20 protein-coding genes are annotated in these 25,414 nt (G+C 64.5%); 11 read left to right on the top strand and 9 right to left on the bottom strand.

All coding sequences use genetic code 11. The features are described from left to right. Positions 1-30 precede the first annotated feature (30 nt). From glnA to BKA03_RS06435, 4 genes are all read left to right on the top strand, one after another. Positions 31-1,464, top strand: a complete 1,434-nt coding sequence (gene glnA, locus BKA03_RS06450) for a type I glutamate--ammonia ligase (protein ID WP_062074991.1) — start codon at positions 31-33, stop codon at positions 1,462-1,464. 242 nt (positions 1,465-1,706) lie between these two features. Continuing rightward, positions 1,707-2,744: a LacI family DNA-binding transcriptional regulator gene (locus BKA03_RS06445; RefSeq protein WP_062074990.1), complete on the top strand. Its 1,038-nt coding sequence runs from the start codon at positions 1,707-1,709 to the stop codon at positions 2,742-2,744. Between the two features lie 95 nt (positions 2,745-2,839). Further along, entirely contained in the window at positions 2,840-3,499 is a 660-nt protein-coding gene (locus BKA03_RS06440; RefSeq protein WP_062074989.1) for a DUF998 domain-containing protein, read from the top strand. 172 nt (positions 3,500-3,671) lie between these two features. Beyond that, positions 3,672-5,315 carry a glycoside hydrolase family 13 protein gene (locus BKA03_RS06435; protein WP_062074988.1) on the top strand — a complete coding sequence of 548 codons (1,644 nt, stop codon included), beginning with the start codon at positions 3,672-3,674 and terminating at the stop codon, positions 5,313-5,315. Positions 5,316-5,368: 53 nt separating this feature from the next. Here the strand turns inward: BKA03_RS06435 and BKA03_RS06430 are convergent, their stop codons facing one another. From BKA03_RS06430 to BKA03_RS06420, 3 genes are read right to left on the bottom strand one after another with little or no spacing between them, the layout of a single operon-like run. Then, positions 5,369-6,244, bottom strand: a complete 876-nt coding sequence (locus tag BKA03_RS06430) for a hypothetical protein (protein ID WP_062074987.1) — start codon at positions 6,242-6,244, stop codon at positions 5,369-5,371. Then, on the bottom strand, positions 6,241-9,243 hold the full coding sequence (locus BKA03_RS06425) for a bifunctional [glutamine synthetase] adenylyltransferase/[glutamine synthetase]-adenylyl-L-tyrosine phosphorylase (protein WP_274518620.1): 3,003 nt from the start codon (positions 9,241-9,243) through the stop codon (positions 6,241-6,243). The genes BKA03_RS06430 and BKA03_RS06425 overlap by 4 nt, the downstream gene beginning before the upstream one ends. A gap of 41 nt (positions 9,244-9,284) precedes the next feature. Then, on the bottom strand, positions 9,285-10,619 hold the full coding sequence (locus tag BKA03_RS06420; protein WP_062074985.1) for a glutamine synthetase family protein: 1,335 nt from the start codon (positions 10,617-10,619) through the stop codon (positions 9,285-9,287). Positions 10,620-10,693: 74 nt separating this feature from the next. On the opposite strand from BKA03_RS06420, the gene BKA03_RS06415 reads away from it, so the two are divergent. The 3 genes from BKA03_RS06415 (at position 10,694) to BKA03_RS06405 (ending at position 14,238) form a co-directional block, all read left to right on the top strand. Continuing rightward, the gene (locus tag BKA03_RS06415; protein WP_062074984.1) at positions 10,694-12,340 is read left to right on the top strand and encodes an NAD+ synthase; all 1,647 of its coding nucleotides are present in this window, start codon (positions 10,694-10,696) and stop codon (positions 12,338-12,340) included. A 227-nt stretch (positions 12,341-12,567) separates the two neighbouring features. Then, entirely contained in the window at positions 12,568-13,377 is an 810-nt protein-coding gene (gene panB / locus BKA03_RS06410; RefSeq protein ID WP_062074983.1) for a 3-methyl-2-oxobutanoate hydroxymethyltransferase, read from the top strand. Between the two features lie 15 nt (positions 13,378-13,392). Next, on the top strand, positions 13,393-14,238 hold the full coding sequence (locus BKA03_RS06405) for an NAD-dependent epimerase/dehydratase family protein (RefSeq protein WP_062075102.1): 846 nt from the start codon (positions 13,393-13,395) through the stop codon (positions 14,236-14,238). Positions 14,239-14,249: 11 nt separating this feature from the next. Here BKA03_RS06405 and BKA03_RS06400 read toward each other — a convergent pair whose 3' ends face one another. Then, positions 14,250-14,447: a hypothetical protein gene (locus tag BKA03_RS06400; protein ID WP_062074982.1), complete on the bottom strand. Its 198-nt coding sequence runs from the start codon at positions 14,445-14,447 to the stop codon at positions 14,250-14,252. Positions 14,448-14,479: 32 nt separating this feature from the next. Between BKA03_RS06400 and map the strand changes: the two genes are divergently transcribed. From map to BKA03_RS06380, 4 genes are all read left to right on the top strand, one after another. Next, complete coding sequence (map, locus tag BKA03_RS06395) at positions 14,480-15,361, top strand: type I methionyl aminopeptidase (protein ID WP_062074981.1); 882 nt, start codon at positions 14,480-14,482, stop codon at positions 15,359-15,361. Continuing rightward, complete coding sequence (gene ppgK / locus BKA03_RS06390; protein WP_062074980.1) at positions 15,358-16,176, top strand: polyphosphate--glucose phosphotransferase; 819 nt, start codon at positions 15,358-15,360, stop codon at positions 16,174-16,176. Before map ends, ppgK begins: the two co-directional genes overlap by 4 nt. A 103-nt stretch (positions 16,177-16,279) precedes the next feature. Next, positions 16,280-18,094: an AMP-dependent synthetase/ligase gene (locus BKA03_RS06385; protein ID WP_062074979.1), complete on the top strand. Its 1,815-nt coding sequence runs from the start codon at positions 16,280-16,282 to the stop codon at positions 18,092-18,094. Positions 18,095-18,205: 111 nt separating this feature from the next. Further along, positions 18,206-19,144, top strand: a complete 939-nt coding sequence (locus BKA03_RS06380) for a ribose-phosphate diphosphokinase (protein WP_062074978.1) — start codon at positions 18,206-18,208, stop codon at positions 19,142-19,144. Between the two features lie 26 nt (positions 19,145-19,170). Here the strand turns inward: BKA03_RS06380 and BKA03_RS06375 are convergent, their stop codons facing one another. The 5 genes from BKA03_RS06375 to BKA03_RS06355 all read right to left on the bottom strand — a co-directional run bounded on the left by BKA03_RS06375 (position 19,171) and on the right by BKA03_RS06355 (position 25,246). After that, a complete protein-coding gene (locus BKA03_RS06375; RefSeq protein WP_083971501.1) occupies positions 19,171-19,791 on the bottom strand; it encodes a PadR family transcriptional regulator in 621 nt (206 codons plus the stop codon). 210 nt (positions 19,792-20,001) lie between these two features. After that, positions 20,002-22,071 (bottom strand): glycoside hydrolase family 31 protein, encoded by a 2,070-nt coding sequence (locus tag BKA03_RS06370; protein ID WP_062074976.1) that lies wholly within the window; start codon positions 22,069-22,071, stop codon positions 20,002-20,004. 38 nt (positions 22,072-22,109) lie between these two features. Continuing rightward, a complete protein-coding gene (locus BKA03_RS06365; protein WP_062074975.1) occupies positions 22,110-22,919 on the bottom strand; it encodes a carbohydrate ABC transporter permease in 810 nt (269 codons plus the stop codon). Between the two features lies 1 nt (position 22,920). Next, entirely contained in the window at positions 22,921-23,886 is a 966-nt protein-coding gene (locus tag BKA03_RS06360) for a carbohydrate ABC transporter permease (protein WP_062074974.1), read from the bottom strand. A 91-nt stretch (positions 23,887-23,977) separates the two neighbouring features. Continuing rightward, the gene (locus BKA03_RS06355) at positions 23,978-25,246 is read right to left on the bottom strand and encodes a sugar ABC transporter substrate-binding protein (RefSeq protein ID WP_062074973.1); all 1,269 of its coding nucleotides are present in this window, start codon (positions 25,244-25,246) and stop codon (positions 23,978-23,980) included. Positions 25,247-25,414 lie beyond the last annotated feature (168 nt).

The following is a 25,414-nucleotide window of genomic DNA, read 5'->3' as shown; positions in this document are numbered from 1 at the left end:
TTGGCCGTGCCTACCTCAAGGAGCAATCCGATGTTCAAGACCGCCGAAGAGGCGCTCGCTTACGTCAAGGAAGAGGGCGTCGAGTATGTCGACATTCGCTTCTGCGACCTGCCTGGCGTAATGCAGCACTTCAACATTCCGGCCCACCAGTTCACTGCGGACGTCTTCACGGATGGCGCCATGTTCGACGGCTCGTCGATCCGTGGCTTCCAGGCCATCAACGAGTCCGACATGAAGCTGCTGCCCGACGTGGCAACGGCGTATCTCGACCCGTTCCGTGTCGCGAAGACGCTGATCATCAACTTCTCGATCGTCGACCCGTTCACGAACGAGCCTTACTCGCGCGACCCGCGCAACGTGGCCTCCAAGGCCGAGGCCTACCTCAAGACCACGGGCATCGGCGACACCGCCTTCTTCGCTCCCGAGGCCGAGTTCTTCATCTTCGACTCGGTGCGCTTCGCCACGAACCAGCACGAGGGCTACTACCACATCGACTCGTCCGAGGCCGCGTGGAACACCGGCGTCGAGTACGAGGAGGACGGCACCCCCAACCGCGGTTACAAGACGCGCATCAAGGGCGGCTACTTCCCCGTGAGCCCCTCCGACCAGTTCGCCGACCTTCGCGATGAGATGTGCACCGTGCTCGGCCAGGCAGGACTCGACCTCGAGCGCGCGCACCACGAGGTGGGCACGGCGGGTCAGCAGGAGATCAACTACCGCTTCAACACGCTGCTTCACGCTGCGGACGACCTGATGAAGTTCAAGTACATCGTCAAGAACGTCGCGTGGAACGCCGGCAAGACGGTGACCTTCATGCCCAAGCCGCTCTTTGGAGACAACGGATCCGGCATGCACGTGCACCAGTCGATCTGGAATGAGGGCACCCCCCTGTTCTTCGACGAGAAGGGCTACGGCGGCCTGTCCGACCTCGCTCGCTGGTACATCGGCGGCATCCTGAAGCACGCTCCTTCGCTGCTCGCGTTCACCAACCCGACGGTCAACTCGTACCACCGCCTCGTGCCCGGCTACGAGGCCCCCGTCAACCTGGTGTACTCGGCTCGCAACCGCTCGGCCGCGGTGCGCATCCCGATCACGGGTTCCAACCCCAAGGCCAAGCGCATCGAGTTCCGCGCGCCTGACTCGTCGGGCAACCCGTACCTCGCTTTCGCCGCGCTGCTGATGGCAGGGCTCGATGGCATCAAGAACCGCATCGAGCCGCCCGCACCCGTGGACAAGGATCTGTACGAGCTTCCCCCCGAGGAGCACGCATCGATCCAGCAGGTTCCCGCATCGCTCGGCGCCGTTCTCGACTCGCTCGAGGCCGACCACGCATTCCTCCTCGAGGGCGGCGTGTTCACGTCCGACCTCATCGAGACGTGGATTGACCTCAAGCGCACGCAGGAGATCGACCCGCTGCGCTTCCGTCCGCACCCCCATGAGTTCGAGCTGTACTACGACTGCTAGGTCGTCTGGCAGGTCAAGCGAAAGGGCCGTCCCGCGAGGGGCGGCCCTTTCGCTTTGCCCAGGTGCGCCGTGACGAACCAGACCGATCCCCCGCTACTTTTCCGATTCGAGCGGCGGCATCAGCTGGCTCGGCCTCGGCGTCCACGTCGTTGCGACCGACAACGGCTTGGATCCCGCGGCAAGTCGCGCCTGGCAGCCCCATCTCGCGTCTGTCTGTAGGGTACAAATGTGAGGACCCTAATGTGACGACGATTCAGAAGGTGGCCGACCTGGCCGGAGTGTCGACGGCGACCGTGTCGAGGGCCCTCGCTGGCAAGAAATCCGTGTCGGCCACCACCAAGGCCAGAGTCGAGGCTGCGGCCAAGCAACTTGGCTACGTCGCCTCGTCTGCGGCCTCAAGCCTCGCGTCGGGTCGCAACAGGAACATTGGCGTGGTCGTTCCCTTTCTCGACGGCTGGTTCTACATGCGCGTGCTCAAGGGCGCTCACGACGCCTTGTCGGACGCGGGCTACGACCTCACGCTGTACCACCTCGACCAGTCGGCCACCGAGTCAGCTTCGCGGACCAACCCGCGAAGGGAACGCCTCTTCGACGAGTTCCTCCGACGGCAAAGGGTGGACGGATTCATTGCCGTCTCTCTCGAATTGACCGACGCCGAACTTGAGCTCATTCGCACAATTGGGAAACCCGCCATTGGCATCGGCGGACCGCTGCCAGGCGCGTTGACGCTGAGCATCGACGACACCGCCATCGCGCGACTTGCCACGGAGCATCTGATAGCGCTCGGACATCGCGAGATCGCGCACATCGGCGGCGATGCTGTGCTCGACCTTGACTTTCACCTGCCAGCCAACCGCCGCGTCGGATACGAGGCCGCGCTCGCGGCACACGGACTCACAGCCAATCCCCTGCTCGTGAGGTTCGCCGACTTCACGATCGCGGGCGGGTATCGGGCAACCCTGCAGCTCCTGGGCGATCCTCGCATCGCTCCCACGGCGGTGTTTGCGGCCTCCGACGAAATGGCCATGGGCGCGATCATGGCGGCCAGGGACTTGGGAAAGAAGGTTCCCGACGACCTGTCGATCATCGGCATCGACGGACACGAACTCGGCGAGTTTTTTGGACTCACCACCATCTCCCAGTTTCCCGAGACGCAAGGCCGCCTGGCGGCAGAGGCAGTGTTGCGAATACTCGATGGCGAACCCGTCACCGCTCAGAACGTGCCGCTTCCCTTCGAACTCATCGTGAGGCGATCGACGAGCGCTCCAGCCGACCGATAGCGCAGGCCCCTCCCGTCGAAGTCCAGCGCTGTTTCCACCGTTGACACCACCCGCCCTCAACTGCGAAGATCCCGCTTCCCACCTCAACGAAATCTATGGGTCACATGTTTAACAGACGCAATGGTCTTAACCTCCGCATTTCGAAAGTCCTGGCGGTTGCGGCCGGCTTGGCGTATTGCTCATGGCCTCTTGGCTATGTCCTTAATCCGCTGGTAAGTCGCCGCGGCCTGGCAAGCGAGTTGGCGGCACTTCACCAACCGTACAATTGGGTATTCATCGCGCTCGACGTGGTGGCCGGCGCGCTGATAGTTGCGGTATCAAGACTGCTCTGGCATCGTGGTGATGGTCGGGCGAATAAGGTCGTTCTGGTGAATTTCGCGCTCTTTGGCCTGCTGACGGCGATCGACGCGCTGCTACCGATGAGTTGCGAGCCGTCACTGACCACGTGCCCGAGCCTGAGCCATCAGCCGATGCTGGTCCTGCACGGCATCGCCAGCATCACGGCATCTATTTGCCTGTTTATCAGCGCGGTGTTGGTGTGGTGGCAGCGGCGCAATCAAACAGGTGCCACCATCATGAGTGCGTTTATGGTTGGCTGGATCTTGTTCGGTATATTCTCGCTTTATTTCCTCTTCCGACCGGGCCCCGGCTATCTTGCTCAGCACTATTACATCACGCTGTGTAGCGTATGGACGGCGGCATTGCCATTCATGCTTGAGCCTAGAAATGCGCGCATTGTGAGCGCAGGACGGTAACGGCTCTTCGCATTTGCAAATGTAGGCCTGCGGCCCGATGCAAGTCTTGGTGCGAATTTTGGTTGAGGCCGCGAGGACCTGCGGTGGCTCTCTGTCGCATGGTTTCCCCCCCGCAGCACGCTTGCCAGCAGGATTACACGTCGGCCTCCGCCAACGGCCATAGGCTGGACACATGTCGATGACGCCCCCCCGTTCCACTTCTTGGTGGCGCACCGCCGTCATCTACCAGGTCTACCCTCGCTCTTTCGCCGACTCCACGGGAAACGGCATCGGTGATCTGCCAGGCATTACCTCGCGCCTTGACCACCTCGCCGCGCTCGGCGTCGACGCGGTGTGGCTCTCGCCCTTCTATCGCTCGCCGCAAAACGACGCGGGCTACGACGTGTCCGACTATTGCGATGTCGATCCCATCTTTGGCACTCTCGCGGACGCCGACACCCTGATCGCCCGTGCCCACGAACTCGGACTCAGAGTGATCTTCGACGTCGTCCCCAACCACTCATCGAGTGAGCACCGCTGGTTCAAGGAAGCCCTTGCGGCGGGACCCGGATCCCCCGAGCGCGCCCGGTACATCTTCAGGGAGGGGCGCGGCCCAGAGGGCGCAGAGCCCCCGAATAACTGGCTTTCGATGTTCGGCGGCCCCGCGTGGACTCGCATTAACGAGGCCGACGGCACGCCCGGCCCTTGGTATCTCCACCTCTTTGACTCAACGCAACCCGACTTTGACTGGACCAACCCATGGGTCGCGGGCCAGTTCGATGACGTGTTGCGATTCTGGTTTGATCGGGGCATTGACGGGTTCAGGATCGACGTTGCGCACGGACTGGCCAAGGCACCCGGGCTCCCCGACGTCGACATGGATCCGCTGCGTACTGGCGGCGAATGGGCGGGAGATGACCACCCGTATTGGTCGCGCGACACTGTTCACGACATTTGGCGCAGGTGGCGTCGCGTCGCCAACGAGTACGGCGGCGACAGGGCCCTCGTCGCGGAGGCGTGGGTCCTGCCGCTGAGCAAGATGGCGAAGTGGGTTCGCCCCGACGAGCTCCACCAGGCGTTCAACTTCGGCTATCTCATGACGGCGTGGGACGCCCAAGAACTTCGCTCCTCGATCGACGAGGCGCTCGCGGAATTCCCAGCAGTAGGCGCTCCCTCCACGTGGGTGCTGTCAAACCACGACTCCATACGCCACACCACCAGACTTGCCCTCAAGACGCCCCAGCCCCACGGCATGGGCATCGGTCCGCTGAGCGCAGACAGGCCAGAAGAAGGGGCCGCGCTGCGTCGAGGACGTGCCGCGACTCTCGTCATGCTTGCGTTGCCGGGATCGGCCTACGTGTACCAAGGCGAGGAACTCGGCCTCCCTGAGGCCATCGACATTCCCGACGCCGCACGCGAGGACCCCACCTGGTTCCGCACGCCCCCCGGGGTCTATGGCCGCGACGGTTGCCGCGTGCCGCTACCCTGGGAGGCCGATGCCCCCGCATACGGCTTCTCCCCCACCGGAGCGTCGTGGCTGCCGCAACCCGCCTCGTGGGCGCGCTACGCGGCCGATGCACAAGACGGGGTCGCGGGCTCGACGCTCGAGATGTACCGCACCGCGCTGCGCATTCGCCGTGACCGTTCCCTGGCCACCGGCACGCTTGTGTGGAGCGAGTCACGGCCCGAGGTGCTTGACTTCACAGTGGCCGGGGTGCGCGTGGTGGCCAACCTGTCCGACGAGCCGCTTCCCCTACCTCCGGGTGAGTTGCTCCACTCCTCCGGACCGGTGGACGGCACCATTGCACCCGACACGACGGTGTGGCTGACTGCTTGATGGGCTAGATCTCGCGTGAAAGCGGCGGGCGGACTCAAGACGGACTGCAGCGACTAGCGGCGCGCCGAACTGAACGACTTCAGAATCATCACCATGAGCGCTCCCGCAGCAATCGCAACGGCACCGATGATCGCAATCGTCCGGCGCATTGCCGGTAGTGCCGCATCGGAAAACGCCTGGATTGCGAGCTGTCCCCACGTGCCTTGGTCGCCGCCCGGCAACCCGCTCGCGAGGCGTTCTGGGGTGGCGACGGTCACGATTACCACGAGGCCGAGCGCCATCGCACCCACCGCAATGAGGAATTTGGCAATCACGTAGCGGCGCCGCGTCGAAACCAAGAGGCCGACAACGATGAGCGCGCCACCTATCCACAAGAAGTAACGTTTAGCGAATTCCAGCCGCGAGTAAGCGGTACGGGCCTTGTTGAAGCTGTCCGCTGACACCAATTCCACTTGGACCGGGGCGACCGCGACATTGGGAATCTGGGAGCCGACAACCGGAATCTCGCCCAATCGCTTGTTCACCGTCGCGCTGACGTTGATCGAGACGGTGAAGGGGCCTTGCGGGCGATCCCGACTCGCGAGTTCCTCGTGTAGCTTCTCCCGCGCGGCATCGACCTGATCCAGGACGGTCTGCTTGAAGTCATCGGATTGCGTCCACTTCACAAGCGCCGTGCGCACGGCGCCGTCGGCGCCAATGGCCGTCAAGTCAATGCCCAGTCCCGAAAGCGATTCGGTCGTGCGAGACATCAAATCGTCGCCGATGCGCGCGGTCACGGCGGGCGTCGCCAGGGCCGTCTGGACCATCGTGCGAGCGACGACTCCATCGTCGACGGCAGAAAGCAAGAGCCATGCGCCGCACCACGCGACAACGAGCGCCGCGCCTGCGAGAATTGCAATCGCTGAGACGAACGTTCGTAGCGCTTTCACGACGACTCCTCCCAGGCGAAGAACACTCGCTCTGTCACCGCTCGTGCACGGCGGGCCGTGCGCGCATAGCGCTCGTCCAGAGCCTGACCCGACTCCTGCGTGCCCATGATGGACGCGAGAACTCCAAGGTCACGGTAGTCGCCGGGAAGCGCGTCCGCGTCACCTGATTTGCCGCGAAGGGCGATCGCACCGCGCAGGTCCGTGGCGAGTCGCCACGCATCGGCCAATGCGCGCGAGTCGGACACTGAGAGCACTCCCGCCGACCGTGCCGCGCCAATCGCCCGCAGGGTCTCGGTGGTTTGCAGGGTGTGGTGTGCCTTTGCATGGCGCAATTGCAGAAGCTGGACAGTCCACTCGACGTCGGAGAGCCCCCCGGGCCCGAGTTTGAGGTGCCGACGAGGATCTATGCCCCTCGGGAGTCGCTCCGACTCCATGCGCGCCTTGAGTGTCCTCATCTGCTTCAGAGCGGCTGGGGTGACCTCCGACGGGTACCTCACGTCAGCGATCGCAGCGACGAACCTCTCGCGTAGCTCCGGGCTGCCCGCGACGGGACGCGCCCGGAGCAGCGCCTGGGCCTCCCACGGATCCGACCAACGCCGGTAGTACTCGGAGACCGACTCGAGAGAGCGCACGAGGGGCCCGTTCTTCCCTTCGGGCCGGAGGTCGGCGTCGACCGCGAGGGACGGTTGCGAGTTGGCCCGCTGGAGCAGGTCGCGCAGCTTGGCGGCAACGTCGAGCGCAAAGGAGGCCGGGTCATCCGCGCCCTCACTCGCCTCGTACACGAACTGCACGTCCGCGTCGGAGCCGTAACCCATCTCTCCGCCGCCGTATCTGCCCATGGCGACGACCGCCACATCGGCGGCAGGCTGGTCCAGACCGCGCTCGATCGTCACCACCGCGTGCGCCACTCGAAGGGCGCCCCTCATCAGGACGTCGGCGGCCTGGGTCACGGACGCCGCCGCTGTCACCGAGTCTTGCAGGGCGAGCACGTTCGCGGCCGCAGTGCGTACGACTTCGCGCCTCCGGAGCCCACGCAGCGCCGTGATGACCTTTTCCTCGTCGTCTGCACGGCTGACGATGGCCTCTGCCTCGCGATCGAGCCTCTCGACGGGCACGGGCGCGAGATCATCGTCGGAATCGAGCCACGTGATGTGTTGGGCGGACGTCAACAGCGCCTTCGTCACGAAACCAGACGTCGACAACAGGACCGCAAGGCGCTCGGCCGCGGTTCCCGAGTCGCGCAAGAGCTTGAGGAACCACTGGCTGCGCTCGAGCTGTTCGGCAAGCTGCCTGAAGGCGAGCAGCCCCGCATCCGGATCGGGGCCCGCCGCGAACCAGCCGATCATCGCGGGCAACAGTTGGCGCTGAATCGCCGCGCGACGCGAGAGGCCCTGGGTGAGGACCGCGATGTGGCGCTGGGCACCCGCCGGATCCCTGAATCCGATCGCGGCGAGTCGTGCCCGTGCGGGCTCCTCGGAGAGCGCCACCTCATCGGTGCTCAGCTGGGCCACCACTCCGAGGATGGGCCGATAGAACATCTCCAGGTGCATCGTGCGGACGTCGCGGCGTACGTCGGCCCACACCTCCTCCATGTAGCCGACGGTCGCAAAGCCCGACGCGCGAGCGAGTATCCGCTTGTCCTCGTCGGTGTCTGGCATGAGGTGGGTGCGGCTCAGCCTGCGCAGCTGCAGCCGGTGCTCCCACACTCGCAACTGCCGGTACCCGCGATCGAGAGACGCCGCTTGAGTGCGTCCCACGTAGCCGCCGTCCCTCAGCGCCCGCAGGCCCTCGAGAGTGCCGCGAACCCTGAGCGATGGGTCGGAACGCCCGTGGACGAGCTGAATGAGTTGGATCGTGAATTCGACATCGCGCAGGCCTCCAGGACCAAGCTTGATCTCGCGATCCTTCTCCTTGAGCGGGATATGCGACTCGACTCGCTTGCGCATTGCCTGAGCCGACTGCACGAAGCCGTCGCGCTCCACGGCGGTCCATACAAACGGCCACACCGCATCGAGATAGGCCTGGCCCACCTCGAGGTCACCGGCGACGGGCCTGGCCTTGAGCAGGGCCTGGAACTCCCACGATTCGGCCCAGCGCTCGTAGTAGGCCCGATGCGACTCGACGCGGCGCACGAGCACCCCGTCCTTGCCCTCCGGTCGGAGATTGGGGTCGACTTGCCACAACGGTGGCTCCGACGACGGGGCCGAACATACGGCGGCGGCACGTGACGCAAGTGCCGTAGCAGCGGCCATGGCGACGCCCTCTTCGAATCCATCTGCCGGCTCGGCAACGTAAATCACATCGACATCGGAAACGTAATTCAGTTCGTGCGCGCCGCACTTCCCCATCGCCATAATCGCAAGGCGCGCCGACTCGTGGCCTGGCGTCTCCGCCCTCGCGATCGCCAGTCCCGCCTCGAGCGCGGCGCCTGCGAGGTCGGCGAGCGCGGCGCTTACCGCGGGCTCGACTGCCAGGGGGTTGCCAGAGGAGACGTCGATCGCCGCGACCTCCGCGAGTTCACGGCGATAGGCGATCCTCATCGCATCGACACCCGCTGCACCCGTGACGGTGGCGACGGGTGCGGAGGATTCAGGGTCAGCTCCCACCGCTGTCAGGAATGCTGCTCGCGCGCCCGATGCGTCCGGCCGTATTTCTTGGCCCCACGACGACGCGTCAACCGCGACGTCGGGATGCCTCACCAAGAAGTCGCCGAGCGCGCTCGATGCGCCCAGGAGCATCCCCAACTTGTTTCCCGCCGTCGTGCCCCTCAAGGCCGCAAGGGCGTCAAGCAGTCCCCTGTCGCGAGCGGATTCGGCCAAGCGCAACAGGTTGAGTAGCCCGCCATCGGGATCGGCCAGGTACGACAGCGCCTTGGGGACGTCGTCGATCGTCACTCCCATCACGGCCTCGATGTCGGCGACGAGACGGAGTGCCCTTTCGGGATCGTGGACGCCCGCGCGCCGCATTTGCGCCGCGGCACTGAGTTCTCGACCTGTCACGCGTCTACCCTAAGCGCAAGGGCGCTCGTCGCCCCGAGCACTCACAGAACACCGAGATAGCGCTCCAACTCAAAGGGCGTCACCTGGGATCGGTACGCCGTCCACTCCTCGCGCTTGTTGCGCAGGAAGAAGTCAAAGACGCTCTCGCCCAGCGTCTCCGCCACGAGCTCCGACTTCTCCATCACCCCGACCGCCTCGGCAAGCGAAGAGGGCAACGGCTCGTATCCCATCGCCTTGCGCTCGGCCGCGCTCAACTCCCACACGTCATCCTCGGCACCGTCGGGAAGTTCATAACCCTCCTTGATGCCCTTGAGGCCCGCGGCGAGGATGACGGAGAACGCAAGATACGGGTTGGCCGCCGAGTCGATCGCGCGGTATTCGACCCTGGCCGATTGGCCCTTGGTGGGCTTGTGGATCGGGATGCGCACCAGCGCGGAACGGTTGTTCGAGCCCCAGCACACGTAGCTCGGCGCCTCGGCGCCGCCCCACAGCCGCTTGTACGAGTTCACGTGCTGGTTGGTGACGGCAGTGATTTCGGGGGCGTGAGCGAGCAGGCCCGCCATGAATTGGCGAGCCACGGTCGAGAGCCCGAATTCGGCGGCGGGATCGTGGAAGGCGTTGCGGTCACCCTCGAAGAGACTCAGGTGCGTGTGCATTCCGGAACCGGGCGCATTCGCGAGCGGCTTGGGCATGAATGACGCGTACAGACCCTGCTCCAGCGCAACCTCCTTGATGGCCGTGCGGAAGGTCATGATGTTGTCCGCCGTGGTAAGGGCATCGGCGTAGCGCAGGTCGATCTCGTTCTGGCCGGGCCCCGCCTCGTGGTGGCTGAACTCGACGGAGATGCCCATCTCTTCGAGCGTCGTGATCGCCGTCCGGCGGAACTCGTGGGCCGTACCGCGCGGCACGTTGTCGAAATATCCAGCCTGGTCGACGGGGCGAGGCAGCTTGCCCTCCTCGAGCGGCTTGAACAGGTAGAACTCAATCTCGGGGTGCGTGTAAAACGTGAAGCCCTGCTCGGAGGCCTTGTCGAGAGTGCGCTTGAGCACCTGACGCGGGTCCGACAGCGCGGCCTCGCCGTCGGGAAGGTGAATGTCGCAGAACATGCGCGCCGCACCCTGGCGGTCACCGCGCCACGGCAACACCTGGTAGGTGGTCGGGTCCGGGATCGCGAGCATGTCCGCCTCATACACGCGGGTCAGACCCTCGACCGCCGAGCCGTCGAAGCCAATCCCCTCGGCGAAGGCGTTCTCCAATTCCGCGGGCGCGATCGCCACCGATTTGAGGATCCCGAGCACATCGGTGAACCACAACCGAATGAAGCGGATGTCACGCTCCTCGACACTGCGAAGCACATACTCCTGCTGCTTATCCATGCCCCCCATCCTGCCCCATCCAGATGTCGTTTGTGTGACGTGACCGGGGTGCCTGTCCCGCGTAGGCTGGCGCCATGTCTGGCCTCACCATTGCCCTGGCCCAAGTCAACCCTTGCGTGGGAGACATCGCTGGCAACGCGGCACTTGTGCGCGCACGCTCTCGCGAAGCCGCTGAGGCGGGCGCCCGCGTCGTGGTGTTCCCCGAGATGGTCATCACGGGATACCCCATCGAGGACCTTGCGCTGAGGGAGAGCTTTCAGCGTGCGGCCGAGCAGGCGGTGCGGTCCTTGGCGGACGATCTCGTGGCCGATGGCCTCGGTGATCTCACGGTGGTGCTCGGCACACTTGGGGCCAATGCGGACGGGCACCCCACGAACGACGCCGTCATCATGCAGAACGGCGCGATCACGGCGCGCTACTCGAAGCACCACCTCCCCAACTACGGCGTCTTCGACGAGCGACGCATTTTCGCGCCGGGCACGGCGCCGTGTGTGATCACGGTCGACGGGCGACGCATTGGTGTCGTGATTTGTGAGGACATCTGGCAAGACGGTGGACCCGTGGCGGCGATGGCAGACGCGAACATCGACCTGCTGCTCGTGCTCAATGGCTCACCCTTCGAGGAGGGCAAGGGCCGCGTGCGCACCGACCTCGCGCGCCGACGCGCCGCCGAGGTGGACGCGCCCCTGGCTTACGTCAACATGTGGGGCGGCCAGGACGACCTCGTGTTTGATGGGCACTCGTTCATCGTCGCCGCCGACGGCGAGTGGATGGCGAACTCGCCAGGTTTCGCCGATGCGCTGCTCCTGTGGGAACTTCCTGCTGCGGGAGCCGCTCCCGCCCAGTCGAGTGTGATCGACTTCGCCTCGGATGACGAGCAGGTCTACTCCGCAGTGGTGACGGGCCTGAGGGATTACCTCGTGAAGAACGGCTTTGGGTCCGTCGTGCTCGGGGTCTCGGGGGGAATCGACTCGGCTCTCACCGCGGCGATCGCCGCGGATGCCGTGGGCGGCGCGAACGTCGTGGGCGTCGCGATGCCCTCGGAGTACTCGTCGCAGCACTCCCTTGACGACGCGGCGGACCTCGCCAAGCGCATCGGCGCGGACTATCGCGTGCAACCGATCGCTTCCCTCGTCGCGGCGTTCCAGAGCCAACTCGCGCTGACGGGCGTCGCCGAGGAAAACCTGCAGGCGCGGGTGCGGGGAGTGATCCTCATGGCGATCTCGAATCGGGAGGGCCACATGGTCATCGCACCCGGAAACAAGTCTGAACTTGCGACCGGCTACGCCACGATTTACGACGCGGGAAGCATCGGCGGCTTCGCCCCGCTCAAGGACCTCGACAAGACCCGCGTGTGGGACCTCGCCCGCTGGCGCAATGCGCGGGCACGGAACCTCGGTGAGGTCGAGCCGATCCCCGCCAACTCGATCGAAAAACCTCCGAGCGCCGAACTACGTCCCGGACAGATGGACCAGGACTCGCTACCGCCGTATGAGTTGCTGGACGAGGTGCTGGATGCGTACGTGGAACACGCCGAGGGTCGAGCGGAGCTGCTCGCTCGAGGCTTTGACGAGGCCGTGGTTGACAAGGTGTTGTCCTTGGTTGACCGCGCGGAGTGGAAGCGCCGGCAGTACCCGCCGGGCCCCAAGGTCACCGCTCTCGCTTTTGGGCGCGACCGCAGGCTGCCGATCACGAGTCGCTGGCGCGAAAAGGTCGAGTAGTCACGCTCCCATGCCCTTCAGTCGGCGCTGGTGACCACTTGGGGCGCTCCCGTGCGCCTCAGTCGGCGCTGGTGACCACTCGGCGAACGTGAGCCTACCCACCATGGCCAGGGGCCGACTGGTCACCAGCGCCGACTAGGAAGCACACCATGCCTCTAGGTGGTCACCAGCGCCGACTAGCAAGCGTCGGAGGCCACACCATCAGGCATTCGTGAGAAAGTGGAGCCATGACCGATCGCAAGAAGGTACGCATCCACCACTTCCGCGAAATGAAGGCTCGTGGCGAGAAGATCACGATGCTGACGGCCTATGACTTCCCCACCGCGAAGTTGTTCGATGAGGCGGGAGTCGATGTCCTGCTCGTGGGCGACTCCCTCGGCGACAACATCCTGGGCCACCACAACACCGGGGTGGTCACCCTCGACGAGATGATCCCGATGGCCCGGGCCGTATCGCGGGGCGCCCAGAAGGCCTTTGTGGTCGCGGACCTCCCGTTCGGCACATACGAGGTGTCGCCTCAGCAGGCCGTTGAATCCGCGATTCGCATGATGAAGGAGGCCCAGCCGCACGCCATCAAGTTCGAAGGCGGGCGCCGCGTTGCCGCACAGGTCAAGGCCGTCGTCGACGCGGGAATCCCGTTTGTCGGGCACCTGGGCTTCACTCCGCAAAGCGAAAACATGCTGGGGGGCCGCCGCATTCAGGGCCGCGGAGAAGGCGCGTACGAAGACATGCTCGCCGACGCGTTGGCGCTTCAGGAGGCGGGCGCATGCATGATCGTGCTCGAGATGGTCATCTCCCCCGTGGCAGAGAAGCTCACTGCCGCTCTCGACATCCCCACCATCGGCATCGGGGCCGGACCCCACACCGACGGACAGGTGCTCGTGTGGCTCGATGCGCTCGGCATGGGCGACTGGAGCCCCAGTTTCTCCAAGCACTTTGGCGAGGTGGGCAAGGCGATGCGCGAGGCGGCTGCCGCGTACGTCGGCGAGGTCAAGGGCAAGACGTTCCCCGCCGCGAACCACACGTTCGACGAATAGGAGCAACACCTGATGATCACCGTCATCGTCACAGGCAGCAAGGGCAAGCTCGGCAGGGTGGTCGTCCAGGAACTCGCGGCCGCAGGCTACGACGTCCACGGCCTTGATTCGGCGCCAGCCGCGCCAAGCCACGACTACACGCGCATCGACCTGACCGACTACGGCCAGACGGTTGACGCGATGTTCGGCGTGCAGGACAGGTACGGAAAGGTCGATGCCGTGGTTCACCTCGCGGCCGTCCCTGCTCCTGGCCAGGTCACCGATGTCGCGACGTTTCACAACAACATGCCTGCCACCTTCAACGTGTTCCAGGGTGCCAAGCGTGCGGGCATCAAGAAGATCGTCTACGCCTCCTCCGAAACAGTGTTGGGCCTGCCCTTCGCGATCGACCCGCCTTACATCCCCGTCGACGAGGATGTGAGCAGACCCGAGTCGAACTACTCACTCGTGAAGCACCTCGAAGAAACCATGGCGGCCCAGTTCTGCCGCTGGGACCCCGCGTTGAGCATCATTGCCTTGCGCTTCTCGAACGTGATGTACCCGGAGGAGTACGCGGGCTTCCCCGCGTTCGATGCCGATCCGTTGGCAAGGCGCTGGAACATGTGGGGCTATATCGACGCGAGGGACGGAGCCCAGGCCGTCATCAAGGGTCTCGAATACGCGCCACCCGGCTTCGACCGCTTCGTCATCGCCAATGCCGACACCGTGATGTCCCGCTCAAGCGCGGAGCTCGTGGCGGAGCAGTTCCCGAACGTACGTGTCACCAAGGCGTTGGGCGAGCACGAGACCTTGCTCTCAATCGACAAGGCCAGACGCGTCCTCGGCTACGAGCCGAAGCACTCGTGGCGTGACGGGGCCTAGTCGTACCCGCTCTAGTCCTCCCCGCGCCACGCCTTGTCTTCGTCATCCCAAGCCGCGGACCGCTTCGCTACGATTTCGAGCGCGTGCGAGGCGGCCTCAGGCGTGGCGAAAGGCCCGAGCAGGTGTTCCCAGGAGCTTTGACGACCCTCCTCGACCAAGCCCGTCGTGGTATTGAAGAAGTACTCGATCTTGTCGCGGTGCTGTTCCATGCGCAATGACCTCCACGTCTAGACTGCCCAGTATGGGACCGGTTCGCACGAGTATCGCCAAGGGCGTCGTTTCTTCCCGGCGGGAGGTCCCTCGTCACATCGTTCCGCCAGAGTATGTCGGCAAGAAGAGCGCCGCACGGTGGAAGGGCGGCGACGTCCCCGACGCGGAGACCGTGGAGCGCATCCGCGAGAGCGGCCGCATCGCGGCTCAAGCGCTTGCCGAGGTGGGCAGGCACGTGCAGCCGGGCGTAACCACGGACGAGCTCGACCGCATCGGGCACGAGTTCATGATCGACAACGGCGCGTACCCATCGACACTCGGCTATCCCTCTTCGGCGGGAAAGAGGCCCTACCCCAAGTCGCTGTGCACCTCGGTCAACGAGGTCATTTGCCACGGCATCCCCGATTCGACCGTCGTCGAAGAGGGCGACATCGTCAAGGTAGACATCACCGCCTTCAAGAACGGCGTACACGGGGACAACTGCGGCTCATTCATCGCGGGCGAGGGCTCGGAGCAGGCACGGCAACTCGTCGACGTGACCCGCGAGGCCATGATGCGCGGGATCAAGGCCGCGCGCCCCGGTCGCGAGGTCAACGTCATCGGCCGTGTCATCGAGAAGTATGCGGCGCGCCACGGCTTCGAGTCCGTGCGCGACTACACGGGACACGGCGTGGGTCCGGCTTTCCACACAGGGCTCGTGATCCCCCATTACGACGCGGCCCCTTATCACTCCGACATTATCGAGGTAGGCATGGTTTTCACGGTAGAGCCGATGCTGGTGGCAGGATCCCAAAGCAACCACGAGTGGGACGACGATTGGACTGTCGCCACGGACGACGGATCGTGGGTGGCCCAGTTCGAGAACACGGTGCTCATCACGGCCGACGGCTACGAGATTCTGACGGCGCCATGAGCCATCACATCGCGCTCGGCGTCGACATCGGCGGCACCGGCATCAAGGCGGCTCCCGTCAACCTGAAGACGGGCGAGTTCGCCGCCGACCGATACCGGGTGCTCACTCCCCAGCCCGCGACTCCCGATTCCGTCGGCAAGGCCGTTGCTCAGGTTGTCGCCAAGTTCGAGCCGACCAAGAAGACCCCGATCGGCATCACCTTTCCCGGCGTGATCCAGCACAGCGTGGTCCGCTTCGCCCCCAACATGGACCCATCGTGGGTGGGCGTCAACATCGACGATGTCATGAGGGACTACATCGGGCGCGAGGTTCACACGATCAACGACGCCGATGCGGCGGGCTTTGGCGAGTACCTCTACGGCGCCGCGCACGGTCGCGACGGCGTCGTCTTTCTCGCGACCCTGGGCACCGGAATCGGCACGGCTCTCATCGTCGACGGCGAGGTGATGCCAAACACCGAGTTGGGCCATCTCATCGTCGACGGCCTCGACGCCGAGGAATACTCGGCCGAGTCAGCTCGTGAGCGGCACGGACTCGACTGGGATCAGTGGGCCAAACACCTGCAGAAGTACTTCTCCGAGATTGAAAGGCTCTTGTGGCCCGACCTCATCATCGTCGGCGGCGGCGTCTCAAAGGCGCACGACATGTTCCTGCCCAAACTCACGCTGCGCACGCCCATCGTGCCCGCAGAACTGCTCAACGGCGCTGGAATCGTGGGAGCCGCCGCCGGTGCGGCTCACGCCAAGGAGCGGGCCGACGCAGCCAAGAAAAAGGCCTCCGCGAAGTCATCGAAGGGCGCAAGCAAGAAGTTCTAGGCTGCTCACTTCGCGCACACGCCGAACTGCCGGACGGCAAACGCGACCTGAGAACAGGGACCCCTGACCCAGAATCCCGCTGTATCGTCCCTAGACTCTGAGTGTGGACAAAGCCGCCCCTACGGAATTCGGACTTCCCGCGCTCGTCACGATCGCGGACGACTACACGGTGATCTCGCTACTGCGCGAAAGAGCTTCTGAGCACCCAGACCGGACATATTGCGAGCACAAGAACAAGAGCGGCGGATGGGTGCCAGTCACTCTCGCCGAGTTCCGGCAGCAGGTCGAGGCGGTCGCCAAGGGCATAGTGGCGTCGGGCGTCAAGCAGGGCGATTGCGTGGGGCTGCAGGCATCGACCCGCTACGAGTGGGCGCTCTTCGACTTCGCCATCATGGCGGCAGGCGCGATGACGGTGCCGATCTATCCGTCCTCGTCAGCGAAGCAGTTGGAGTGGATCGTCGAAGACGCGGCGCTCACGATGCTCATTGTTGAAACCTCCAAGAACCGCGCCGTGGCCCAGTCCGTCAAGAACGTGCCGCAGATCCTCGTGATCGACGGCGAGTCCGGCGCGGTCGAGACGCTGATGGCCGCTGGCGCCGCCATTTCCGATGCCGAACTCGCCGTCCGCACTGCTACACAGCGCCTCGATGACGTCGCATCGGTCGTCTATACCTCGGGCACGACGGGTAACCCCAAGGGTGTTGAGCTCACTCACCGGAATCTGGTGGAGCACGCGCTCAACGCGGCGGCGTACCCCGATCTTCACGAGGTCACCAAGCCCGGCAACCGGCTCCTGTTGTTCCTGCCCCTCGCGCACGTGCTCGCGCGCCACCTCGAGATACTGTCACTCGCATCGGGAATGACGATCGGCTTCGCTCCCTCGCCTGCGACGCTGCCATCGGACCTGAAGACGTTTAAGCCGCACTGGATGATCGCCGTGCCTCGCGTGCTCGAGGCGTTCTACAACACGGCCGAGGCGAGGACCGGCGGCGGCGTGAAGCAGAAGCTCTTCAATTGGGCCGCGCGGGTGTCACGAGGGGCCGCTGCTGCGCGCCAGGAGGGCCGCGTTGGGCCCATTCTCACGCTCGAACTGGCAATAGCTGACCGACTGGTTCTTCACAAGATTCGCGACGCGATGGGTGGCCAAATGCGCTTCATCGTGTGCGGTGGGGCCAAGTTGGCACCAAAATTCGGCTACTTCTATACCGGGCTCGGCGTCTCCGTCCTCGAGGGCTATGGCCTCACCGAGTCCTCCGCCCCCACGACCTGCAACCCACAGTTCGCGGCTCGAGTCGGCACCGTCGGCATGCCGCTCCCAGGCTGCACGGTACGCATCGCCGACGACGGCGAGGTCCTGCTCAAGGGCCCAAACATCTTCGCTGGCTATCGCCACGCTCCGGAACTCACCGCGGAGGTGTTCAACAACGGCTGGTTTGCGACGGGAGACCTCGGCTCGCTCGATGCGGGTGGCTATCTCACGCTGACGGGCCGCAAGAAGGAGATCATCGTCCTGGACGCAGGCAAGAACGTGCAGCCCGCCGGGCTTGAGGATGCGATCAGGACCGATGCGACCGTTCAGGAGGTCGTCGTCATTGGCGACGGTCAAGCATTCGTCGCGGCACTCATCGCTCTCGATGAGCCGATGTTGCGCCACTGGCTCACTCAGCGCGGCCTCCCTGCGATGACTATCGCCGAGGCAGGCGCGCATCCAGACGTCTTGGCTCACCTCAAGGAGCTCGTGGCGGGCGCGAATGCGACCGTTTCCAAGGCCGAGTCGATCCGCAAGTTCAGAGTGCTGCCCCGCCCACTCACGGAGGCCGAGGGCGAGTTTTCCGCGTCAATGAAGGTGCGCCGCAAGGTCGTCATGGAGCACTTTGCCGATGTGGTCGAAGACATCTACCCGCCTCGCGGCGAGTAGGCAGTAGGCAGTAGGCAGTAGGCAGTAGGCAGTAGGCATCAGCCTCGTTCAAGACCCGCTTCGAGACCCCCGTCGTGATATCGATGCCGTGGCGCCGATAGGATTCGAGGTGTGGAAGACATCCGGGTGTTTGCGGGCCAAGGCGGAACGCAATTCGCCAAGCGGATGTGCGATCACCTCGGAATCCCTCTACGTGAGTCCCTGACCGAGCGCTTCGCGAACGACTGTCTTCAGGTGCAGCTTCTCGACAACTGCCGCGAACGCGACGTCTACCTGGTGCAACCGATCGTGGCCCCCACTCAGGAGAACCTCGTCGAATTGCTTTTGATGATCGACGCGGCCCGTGGCGCCTCCGCCAAGCGCATCACCGTGGTCATGCCGCACTTCGCCTACGCCCGCTCGGACAAGAAGGACGCCCCCCGTATCTCTATTGGCGGGCGCCTCGTGGCGGACATGCTCACGGCGGCAGGCGCAAACCGCGTACTCACCATGGCTCTTCACGCGCCACAGGTGCACGCGTTCTTCAGGGTGCCAACGGACCAATTGCACGCGCTCCGCGAGCTCGCCGCCCACTTCTCCTCGCTGGACCTATCCCGCACCACGGTGGTCTCCCCCGACCTGGGGAACGCGAAGAACGCGACGCGGTTCGCCAAGCTGCTGGATCTGCCTGTGGCCGCCGCAGCTAAGGAACGCTTCCCCGATGACCGCGTGAGGATCACGTCGATCATCGGCGATGTCGAGGATCGCGACATCATCGTTCTCGACGACGAGATCGCCAATGGAAGCACGGTGAGTGCGATCGTCGGCCTGCTTGCAGAGCGCGGCGCGCGCTCTATCAGGATCGCGTGCACGCACGGCATCTTCGCGAATAATTCACTCAACCGCCTCGCCGAAGACCCCAGGGTCACGGAGATTGTCACCACCGACACGGTGCCGCACACCGCATCGTTCTCGCACGAGAAGCTCACGGTGATCTCGGTCGCCCCCGCCTTCGCGGAGGCAATGCGCCGAATTCACAGCGGCGAATCGGTAAGCGCCCTGTTCGAGTAGTGCGCTGTAGCGAGGGTCCGACTCCCCTAGCCCTCGTCGTCCGCGAGAAGGCGATACATGTCCTTGCGCGCCTTCACCAGGATCTCGAGGGCAGCGGCCGCGAGGTCGCCCCGGTCATGCCTGCGGGCCACGTGCATGGCGGCGTGCCGCAAGTCCATCAACTCGGCGCGCAACGAACCGGCGGCGTCGCCCGCACCATCAGTCTCAAAGAGGTCCTGGTGGTGCTCCGCATGTTCGTCGAGCCATGCACGCCCCTCCGCGGTCAGGGACGCGTTGCGGCGACCATCGACGGTGTCGATCGTGATCAAGCCCTCGTCTTCAAGCGCCTGCAAGGTCGGGTAGATCGAACCCGGGCTCGGGGTCCAAAGCCCCCCTGTTCGGTCCTCGATGGCCCGAATCAGGTCGTAGCCGTGGCGCGGTTGCTCGGCGAGGAGCACGAGTATTGCCGCACGGACGTCACCGCGGGCGCGCCCACCTCGTGGGCCCCTGCGTCCGCCTTCGCCGCGACCACCGCGAGGACCCCGGCCGCCGCGCGGCCCGAACCCTCCTTCGTGGTCGCCGAATGAGCCGTGGCGGCCCCACGCAAACTGTGGGCCGTCTCCGCCGTCCCCTGACCGGAGACCAAGGTGTCGTGATGAATGCCTCATGAGGCTCTCCTTTCCATCAAGCGATACACACACGATATATCGTGTTGCAACCCGCGTCAAGCCTCTGCCCCCCATCCGCGCGGTGGGGTCTTGCGGGGAGGGGGTACTTGGCGCACCAATAGGGGCTCGTCAGCCGAGCGCGCCCGTTAAGCCGCAGTCGTCGTGTGGCTTCCGCCCCCTGGCCCCTTCTCAACCAGTTTGGAACGAGCCTTACTCTTTCGGGGTTGCGGCCTCGTGTTCAAGTACCACGCCAACGCGGCCCCTCAGTTCCGCGCGTGAATCGTCCCGCGCGAACACCGGGATCACATCAAGTGGCGCCTGGACCGTCACGTCTTGACCTCCGTCGAGCACGGAACCATCATGCAAGTTTGTCCACTGGGCGCCCTCGGGCAGGTACACGACCCTTGCACGGGCCCCCGCCTTCACCACCGGCGCGACGAGCAGGTCGGGGCCGAACATGAACTCGTCGGCAATCTGCCAGCAACGGTCATCTTCAGGGAAATCATGGAACAGTCCGCGCAACACGGGCTGCCCATCCGTGTGGGCCGCCAACATGACGTCGCGCGTATACGGACGCAGCTCCTCGCGAAGGTGAACATAGGACTCGAGGATCAAGTAGACGGCGTCGCCGAAACTCCACAGCTCGTTCGGTGCGCCACTTTCGAGCCGCCGCGATCCGTCAGCTGCCGTCACACTTTCGACCGGCTTGCGGTCTCCGTGCATGCGCATCACGGGGCAGAAGGTGGCGAACTGGAACCACCTGATGAGCAGTTCATGGAACTCGGGATCGTGGATATCCCCGTTGTGGAAGCCACCGATGTCCGTGGTGAACCACGGGATGCCCGCCACGCCCATGTGGATGGCTGCCGTGATCTGACGACGCATGTCCGTCCACGTCGAGTGGATATCCCCCGACCACGCAAGCGCGCCGTAGCGCTGACTCCCCGCCCACGCGCAACGCACGAGGTTCACGATGTCGTCCTGGCCTGCAGCGCGTTGACCCTCGTAGAACGCCCGGGAGAAGGCCTGCGGGTAGAGATTTGCCACCTGGGCCGCGGGACCGGCGTGGAGACGGTAGTTATCAAAGTCGTACACGGCGTATTCGGGCTCCGCCTCATCAAGCCAGAAGACCTTGATTCCGAGGTCGTGATAGTTGCGACGGCAGATGTCCCACACGAGTTCGCGAGTCGCCGGATTGGTCACATCCAGGAAGGCGCTTGGACCCTCGAACGACATGTGCACATTGGGCCCGCGCTCGGCCCTGACCAGGCCATTTGTTCGGGCAAGCTCGTCGAAGTTCTCCGACTCCACCGCGATCTGGGGCCAGACAGACACCATGAGTTCAATTCCGAGAGAGTTGAGTTCGGCAACCATGGCGGCCGGGTCCGGCCAGAACTCCTCGTCAAAGCGGAAGTCGCCCATCTTGGGCCAATGGAAGAAATCGGCGACGATGACGTCCATCGGCAGGCCGCGGCGCTTGTGTTCGCGCGCCACCTCAAGGAGTTGCTCCTGGTTCCAGTAACGCAATTTGCACTGCCAATACCCCAGCCCGTACTCGGGCATCATCGGGGCGTGGCCCGTTGCCTCGGCGTACGAGGACGCGATCGCAGCCGGGTTGGGCCCCGCCGTGATCCAGTAGTCGAGTTGCAGCGCAGACTCGGCGACCCACTCGGTGCGGTTTGCCGCAAAAGTCGCACGGCCGATGGCCGGGTTGTGCCAAAGCATTCCGTAGCCGTGGCTCGACATCACGAATGGCACGCTGGCCTGTGAGTTCCTATGTGCGAGCTCGAGAGTGCTCCCCTTGAGGTCGAGCACCTCTTGCTGGTACTGGCCCATGCCGTACAGCCGCTCGCCGTCATTCGCCGCGAAAGTGGCCACGATTCGGTGCGCCCCACCGGGGATCCCTCGCAGGTGGCGCGCCTCGATCTTGAGCGACCCGCCGGGGTCGTGCTCCGTGAGCAGAACTCGCCCGGTGGGATCCGTGAACTCCACGGAACACTGATGCACCGTGTATCCGGACTGCACATCGAAGAACGCGCGCGCGCTGAGCGTTGCCACGATGCCGCCGTTTTCCACGGTGGCCACGTCGCCCGCCACGGTCACCACCGGCGACGTGAGCTCGGGCGGGAGTAGCGCGTAATCGGTGTCGAGGATCTCTCCCGCCCGAGTACTCCGCACGCGCAGACTGTCACGCCCCCATGCTTGGACGTACAGCACTTCGCCGTCGCCACGCCAGACGATGCCATCGGTACGCGTTTCAAAAGTGCTGGGGGTGTTCATGATGCCTTCCTGCTGGAGAGTTGGATTGGTCGAAGCGGCTAGTCCTTAACGGCCCCCGCCGTGACGCCGGCTGCGACGTACTTCTGGGCGAGGATCAGGAGCAACACCGTGGGAATCGACGCGACGACAGCGGTCGCCATCATCGGCCCCCACTCCTGGTTCTGGGCGCCGATATAGTCGTAGATGCCCATCGTGATGGGCCGAAGGTTGCCTCCCTCGCGATCGAGCGTCGATGCGAAGAGAAAGTCAGACCACGCCCACAGGAACGCGAAGAGCGAGACGGTGATCGAGACGTTGCGCGACATGGGAAGCACCACGGACACGAACGTGCGCCAAGACGACGCCCTGTCAAGCTTCGCGGCCTCCATCATTTCCCTGGGGATACCGCGCATGAACGCGGTGAAGAGCATGACCGCAAACGGCACGGCAATGGTCGAGTCCGCGATGATCAGTCCTGGAATCGAGTTGAGGAGCCCAATCCTGTTGTAGATCGCGTAGAAGCCGAGGGCCATGACAACGGCTGGAATCATCTGCGCCACGATCAGGACGAATCCTAGGAAGCGACCGCCCGGTACCGAGAGCTTGGCAAGGGCGAATCCCGCTGGAGCAGCGATGATCAGCGTCAACAGGACCGTACCCAGGCCGACGATAAGACTGGTGGCCAGGTACGGGAACTGGTCATGGAACACGGCCTGGTAGTGCGCCGTCGTGAAGTCGAACGGTAAGAGTTGCCCCTTGCGGATCGACTCGCGGCGCGTGAACGAGACGTTGATCATCCAGTAAATGGGAAACAGCATGATCGCCGTCAGGACGACTCCGATGGCGGTCTTCCACCATGAGCGGTGCATGCTAATCACTCTCCTTGCGTTGAGTGAAGACGTAGAGCAACCCGAATGCGAGAGCGACTACGAGCAGGATGCTGCCCACCGCCGATGCCTCGGAGTAACGCACCACCGCGGACGTGCCCTTACCGAAGGCCATTCCGTAGGACCACGTCGCGAGCGTTTGGGACGTTCCGGTGCCCATGGTCATAATCCAGATGATGTCGACCACCTTGAGCGTGTACACCAGGCCGAGCAGCAGGGTGATGAGAGTCACCGGGCGCAGGGACGGCAATGTGATGCTACGGAATCGGCGCCAGGCACCGGCGCCATCGAGCGCGGCGGCCTCGTAGAGCGACTCGGGAATGCTCTGGAGACCCGAGTAGAGAATCACCAGATTGAACGGGATTCCCAGCCAGATGTTGGCGATGAGTACCGACCACAACGCGTTGTCGGCGCTCAACCACCACACGGGGTCGACACCAAAGAACCCGAGAACGTTATTGAGGACGCCGTTGTCAGGATTCATCATCCACTGCCACGTTGTGCCGGACACGATAACGGGCAGGAGCCACGGCATCAGGAACAATGCCCTGAGCGTCGCCGACAGGCGGAAGTTTGACTTGAAGAAGACGGCGAGCGCCAATCCCACGGCGTACTGGACCGTGATCGAGGCAAGAGTGAACACCGCCGTGTGGCCGACGACGGGCCAGAACCTTGAGCTGCCAATCACCTCGCGGTAGATGCCGAGTCCCACGAACGGCGCACCGCCGTGGACGAAGGTGCCCCTGTCATAGCGCTCGAGGCTCATCACCACGTTCTGGACAAGCGGAAAGAGGTAAAAGACGAACAGGTAGATCGCGAGCGGCGCGATGAAGCCGAGGGAGGCCAGCATCGCGGCACGGTTTCGCTTCTTGCGGCTCAGCACGCGCTCCGCGTCCAACCGGCGTGGCTGTCGGAGCCCGGCAGGCGGATCCTGCGAGAGAAGTGTCATGTCGATTCGCACCTTGCATTGACTGCGTTGTAGGGCCGGGAACCATGCGGGTGGAGTGGCGGGGATTGCCCGCACTCCACCCGCATGGGCACTACAACCCGGAGGCGTTCTCGAACGAGGACTTCACCTGATCGGCGTTGCCTGCGGCATTGAGCGCGCCCTGGAGCGCCTGGGACAACTGCGCGGAGACACCGACATAGCCTGCACCGAGATCCGTGGTGCGACCTTGGGCTCCCTCGACGATGCTCACCCAGGGTGTCCACATCGGGTTCGCCGCAACCTGCGCTGCACGGACGTCGGCCTTAGCGGACAGGTATCCGAGGGTCTCGCTCGTGACGTTGGCGTTGGCACCGCTCGTGAGGCACGAGATCACTGCCGACGCGTTGGCGTAGTGATCGGATGCGTTGCTCGACTGCAACGGTGCGACCGCAAACTCGCCGCCCGTCGGGACGGGGGCCACGGCCGAGTCCTTCGCTGGAATCGGAATCATGCCGATCGAGAAGCCCTTATTCGCGGCCGCAGCGGAGGCAAACCAAGAACCGTTTTCGCCAAATCCGTACGCGCCGGTGAGAAACAGGTCCCACGACGCGGACTGGTTGTCTGTGGCCGCCGACTTGGGGGCCCATCCCTTGCCCACCCAGTCCGACAGAAGCTGACCCGCACTCACGGCGTCGGCCGACTTGATGTCGCTCAGCTTTGCGCCCGAACCCCAGAACCACGGCTCAAACTGAAAGACACCCTCCTCGCCCGCGATTCCCGAGAAGGTGATCCCCTTGGCTCCGCTGTCGACGACCTTGCCGATGGCCGCATTGAGCGTGTCCCAGTTGGTGATCGTGGACACGTCTACGCCTGCGGCCGTGAGGACGTCCTTGTTGTAATACAGGCCGAGTGCATTCGAACCCATGGGGACGCCGTACGCGACGCCATCGACCAAACCGGGGCCCTCCAGGTTCGCGTCAATGCCTGAGACGTCGATCCCCGCCTGCTTTGCCGTGGCCAGCAGCCCTGACGACGCAGCATCGGGCATCAGCGGGTTGTCAAGAAGGACGACGTCGGGGGCGTTGCCCTCCTTGACCGCACTCGTGAGCTGGTTGAGCAGGTCGGTCTGGGGGGCGCTTGTCCGCTCGATCGTGGAGCCCGCGGGGGCGCAGGACTTCACGAGCTTGTCCCAGTCCGAACCCGCTTCGCGCTGAGGGTACGGGTCCCAGAACTTGATAGTTGCCGTGACGGTTCCCTGCGAGGCGGCTCCGCTTGCCGCGGGAGCCGGACTCCCGTTCGACGAGCAGGCAGCGAGTACCAAGACTGCGCTTGTGGCCAGTGCGCCGAGTTGCACCGCGCGGCGCGTGTTCAGACGACTCATCTTCTGATTCCTCTCTTCGTTGAGTTGAACTAGCTCGCAAGCCCGTTCCAGGCTCCTACGCCCGGTCCGTGTCACCGCTAGCACCGGGCCATCCTGCGAGTGCGAGGCCCTCAGCTTCGGGGACCGTATTCGCCAGCAAACCGGTTCGCTGAGTCTGACACGACGCAT

The sequence above is a fragment of the Demequina lutea genome (genome assembly GCF_013409005.1).
Lineage (GTDB): Bacteria > Actinomycetota > Actinomycetes > Actinomycetales > Demequinaceae > Demequina > Demequina lutea.
Note: the sequence above shows the minus strand (reverse complement) of the source record. Positions and strands in the feature narration are given on the sequence as shown.

Excerpts from the sequence above, each read along its gene's own strand:
- glnA (WP_062074991.1), top strand. The coding sequence starts at position 31 with ATGTTCAAGACCGCCGAAGAGGCGCTCGCTTACGTCAAGGAAGAGGGC.
- BKA03_RS06440 (WP_062074989.1), top strand. The coding sequence starts at position 2,840 with ATGGGTCACATGTTTAACAGACGCAATGGTCTTAACCTCCGCATTTCG.
- BKA03_RS06435 (WP_062074988.1), top strand. The coding sequence starts at position 3,672 with ATGTCGATGACGCCCCCCCGTTCCACTTCTTGGTGGCGCACCGCCGTC.
- BKA03_RS06420 (WP_062074985.1), bottom strand. The coding sequence starts at position 10,619 with ATGGATAAGCAGCAGGAGTATGTGCTTCGCAGTGTCGAGGAGCGTGAC.
- BKA03_RS06415 (WP_062074984.1), top strand. The coding sequence starts at position 10,694 with ATGTCTGGCCTCACCATTGCCCTGGCCCAAGTCAACCCTTGCGTGGGA.
- panB (WP_062074983.1), top strand. The coding sequence starts at position 12,568 with ATGACCGATCGCAAGAAGGTACGCATCCACCACTTCCGCGAAATGAAG.
- BKA03_RS06400 (WP_062074982.1), bottom strand. The coding sequence starts at position 14,447 with ATGGAACAGCACCGCGACAAGATCGAGTACTTCTTCAATACCACGACG.
- map (WP_062074981.1), top strand. The coding sequence starts at position 14,480 with ATGGGACCGGTTCGCACGAGTATCGCCAAGGGCGTCGTTTCTTCCCGG.
- ppgK (WP_062074980.1), top strand. The coding sequence starts at position 15,358 with ATGAGCCATCACATCGCGCTCGGCGTCGACATCGGCGGCACCGGCATC.
- BKA03_RS06375 (WP_083971501.1), bottom strand. The coding sequence starts at position 19,791 with ATGAGGCATTCATCACGACACCTTGGTCTCCGGTCAGGGGACGGCGGA.
- BKA03_RS06370 (WP_062074976.1), bottom strand. The coding sequence starts at position 22,071 with ATGAACACCCCCAGCACTTTTGAAACGCGTACCGATGGCATCGTCTGG.
- BKA03_RS06365 (WP_062074975.1), bottom strand. The coding sequence starts at position 22,919 with ATGCACCGCTCATGGTGGAAGACCGCCATCGGAGTCGTCCTGACGGCG.
- BKA03_RS06360 (WP_062074974.1), bottom strand. The coding sequence starts at position 23,886 with ATGACACTTCTCTCGCAGGATCCGCCTGCCGGGCTCCGACAGCCACGC.
- BKA03_RS06355 (WP_062074973.1), bottom strand. The coding sequence starts at position 25,246 with ATGAGTCGTCTGAACACGCGCCGCGCGGTGCAACTCGGCGCACTGGCC.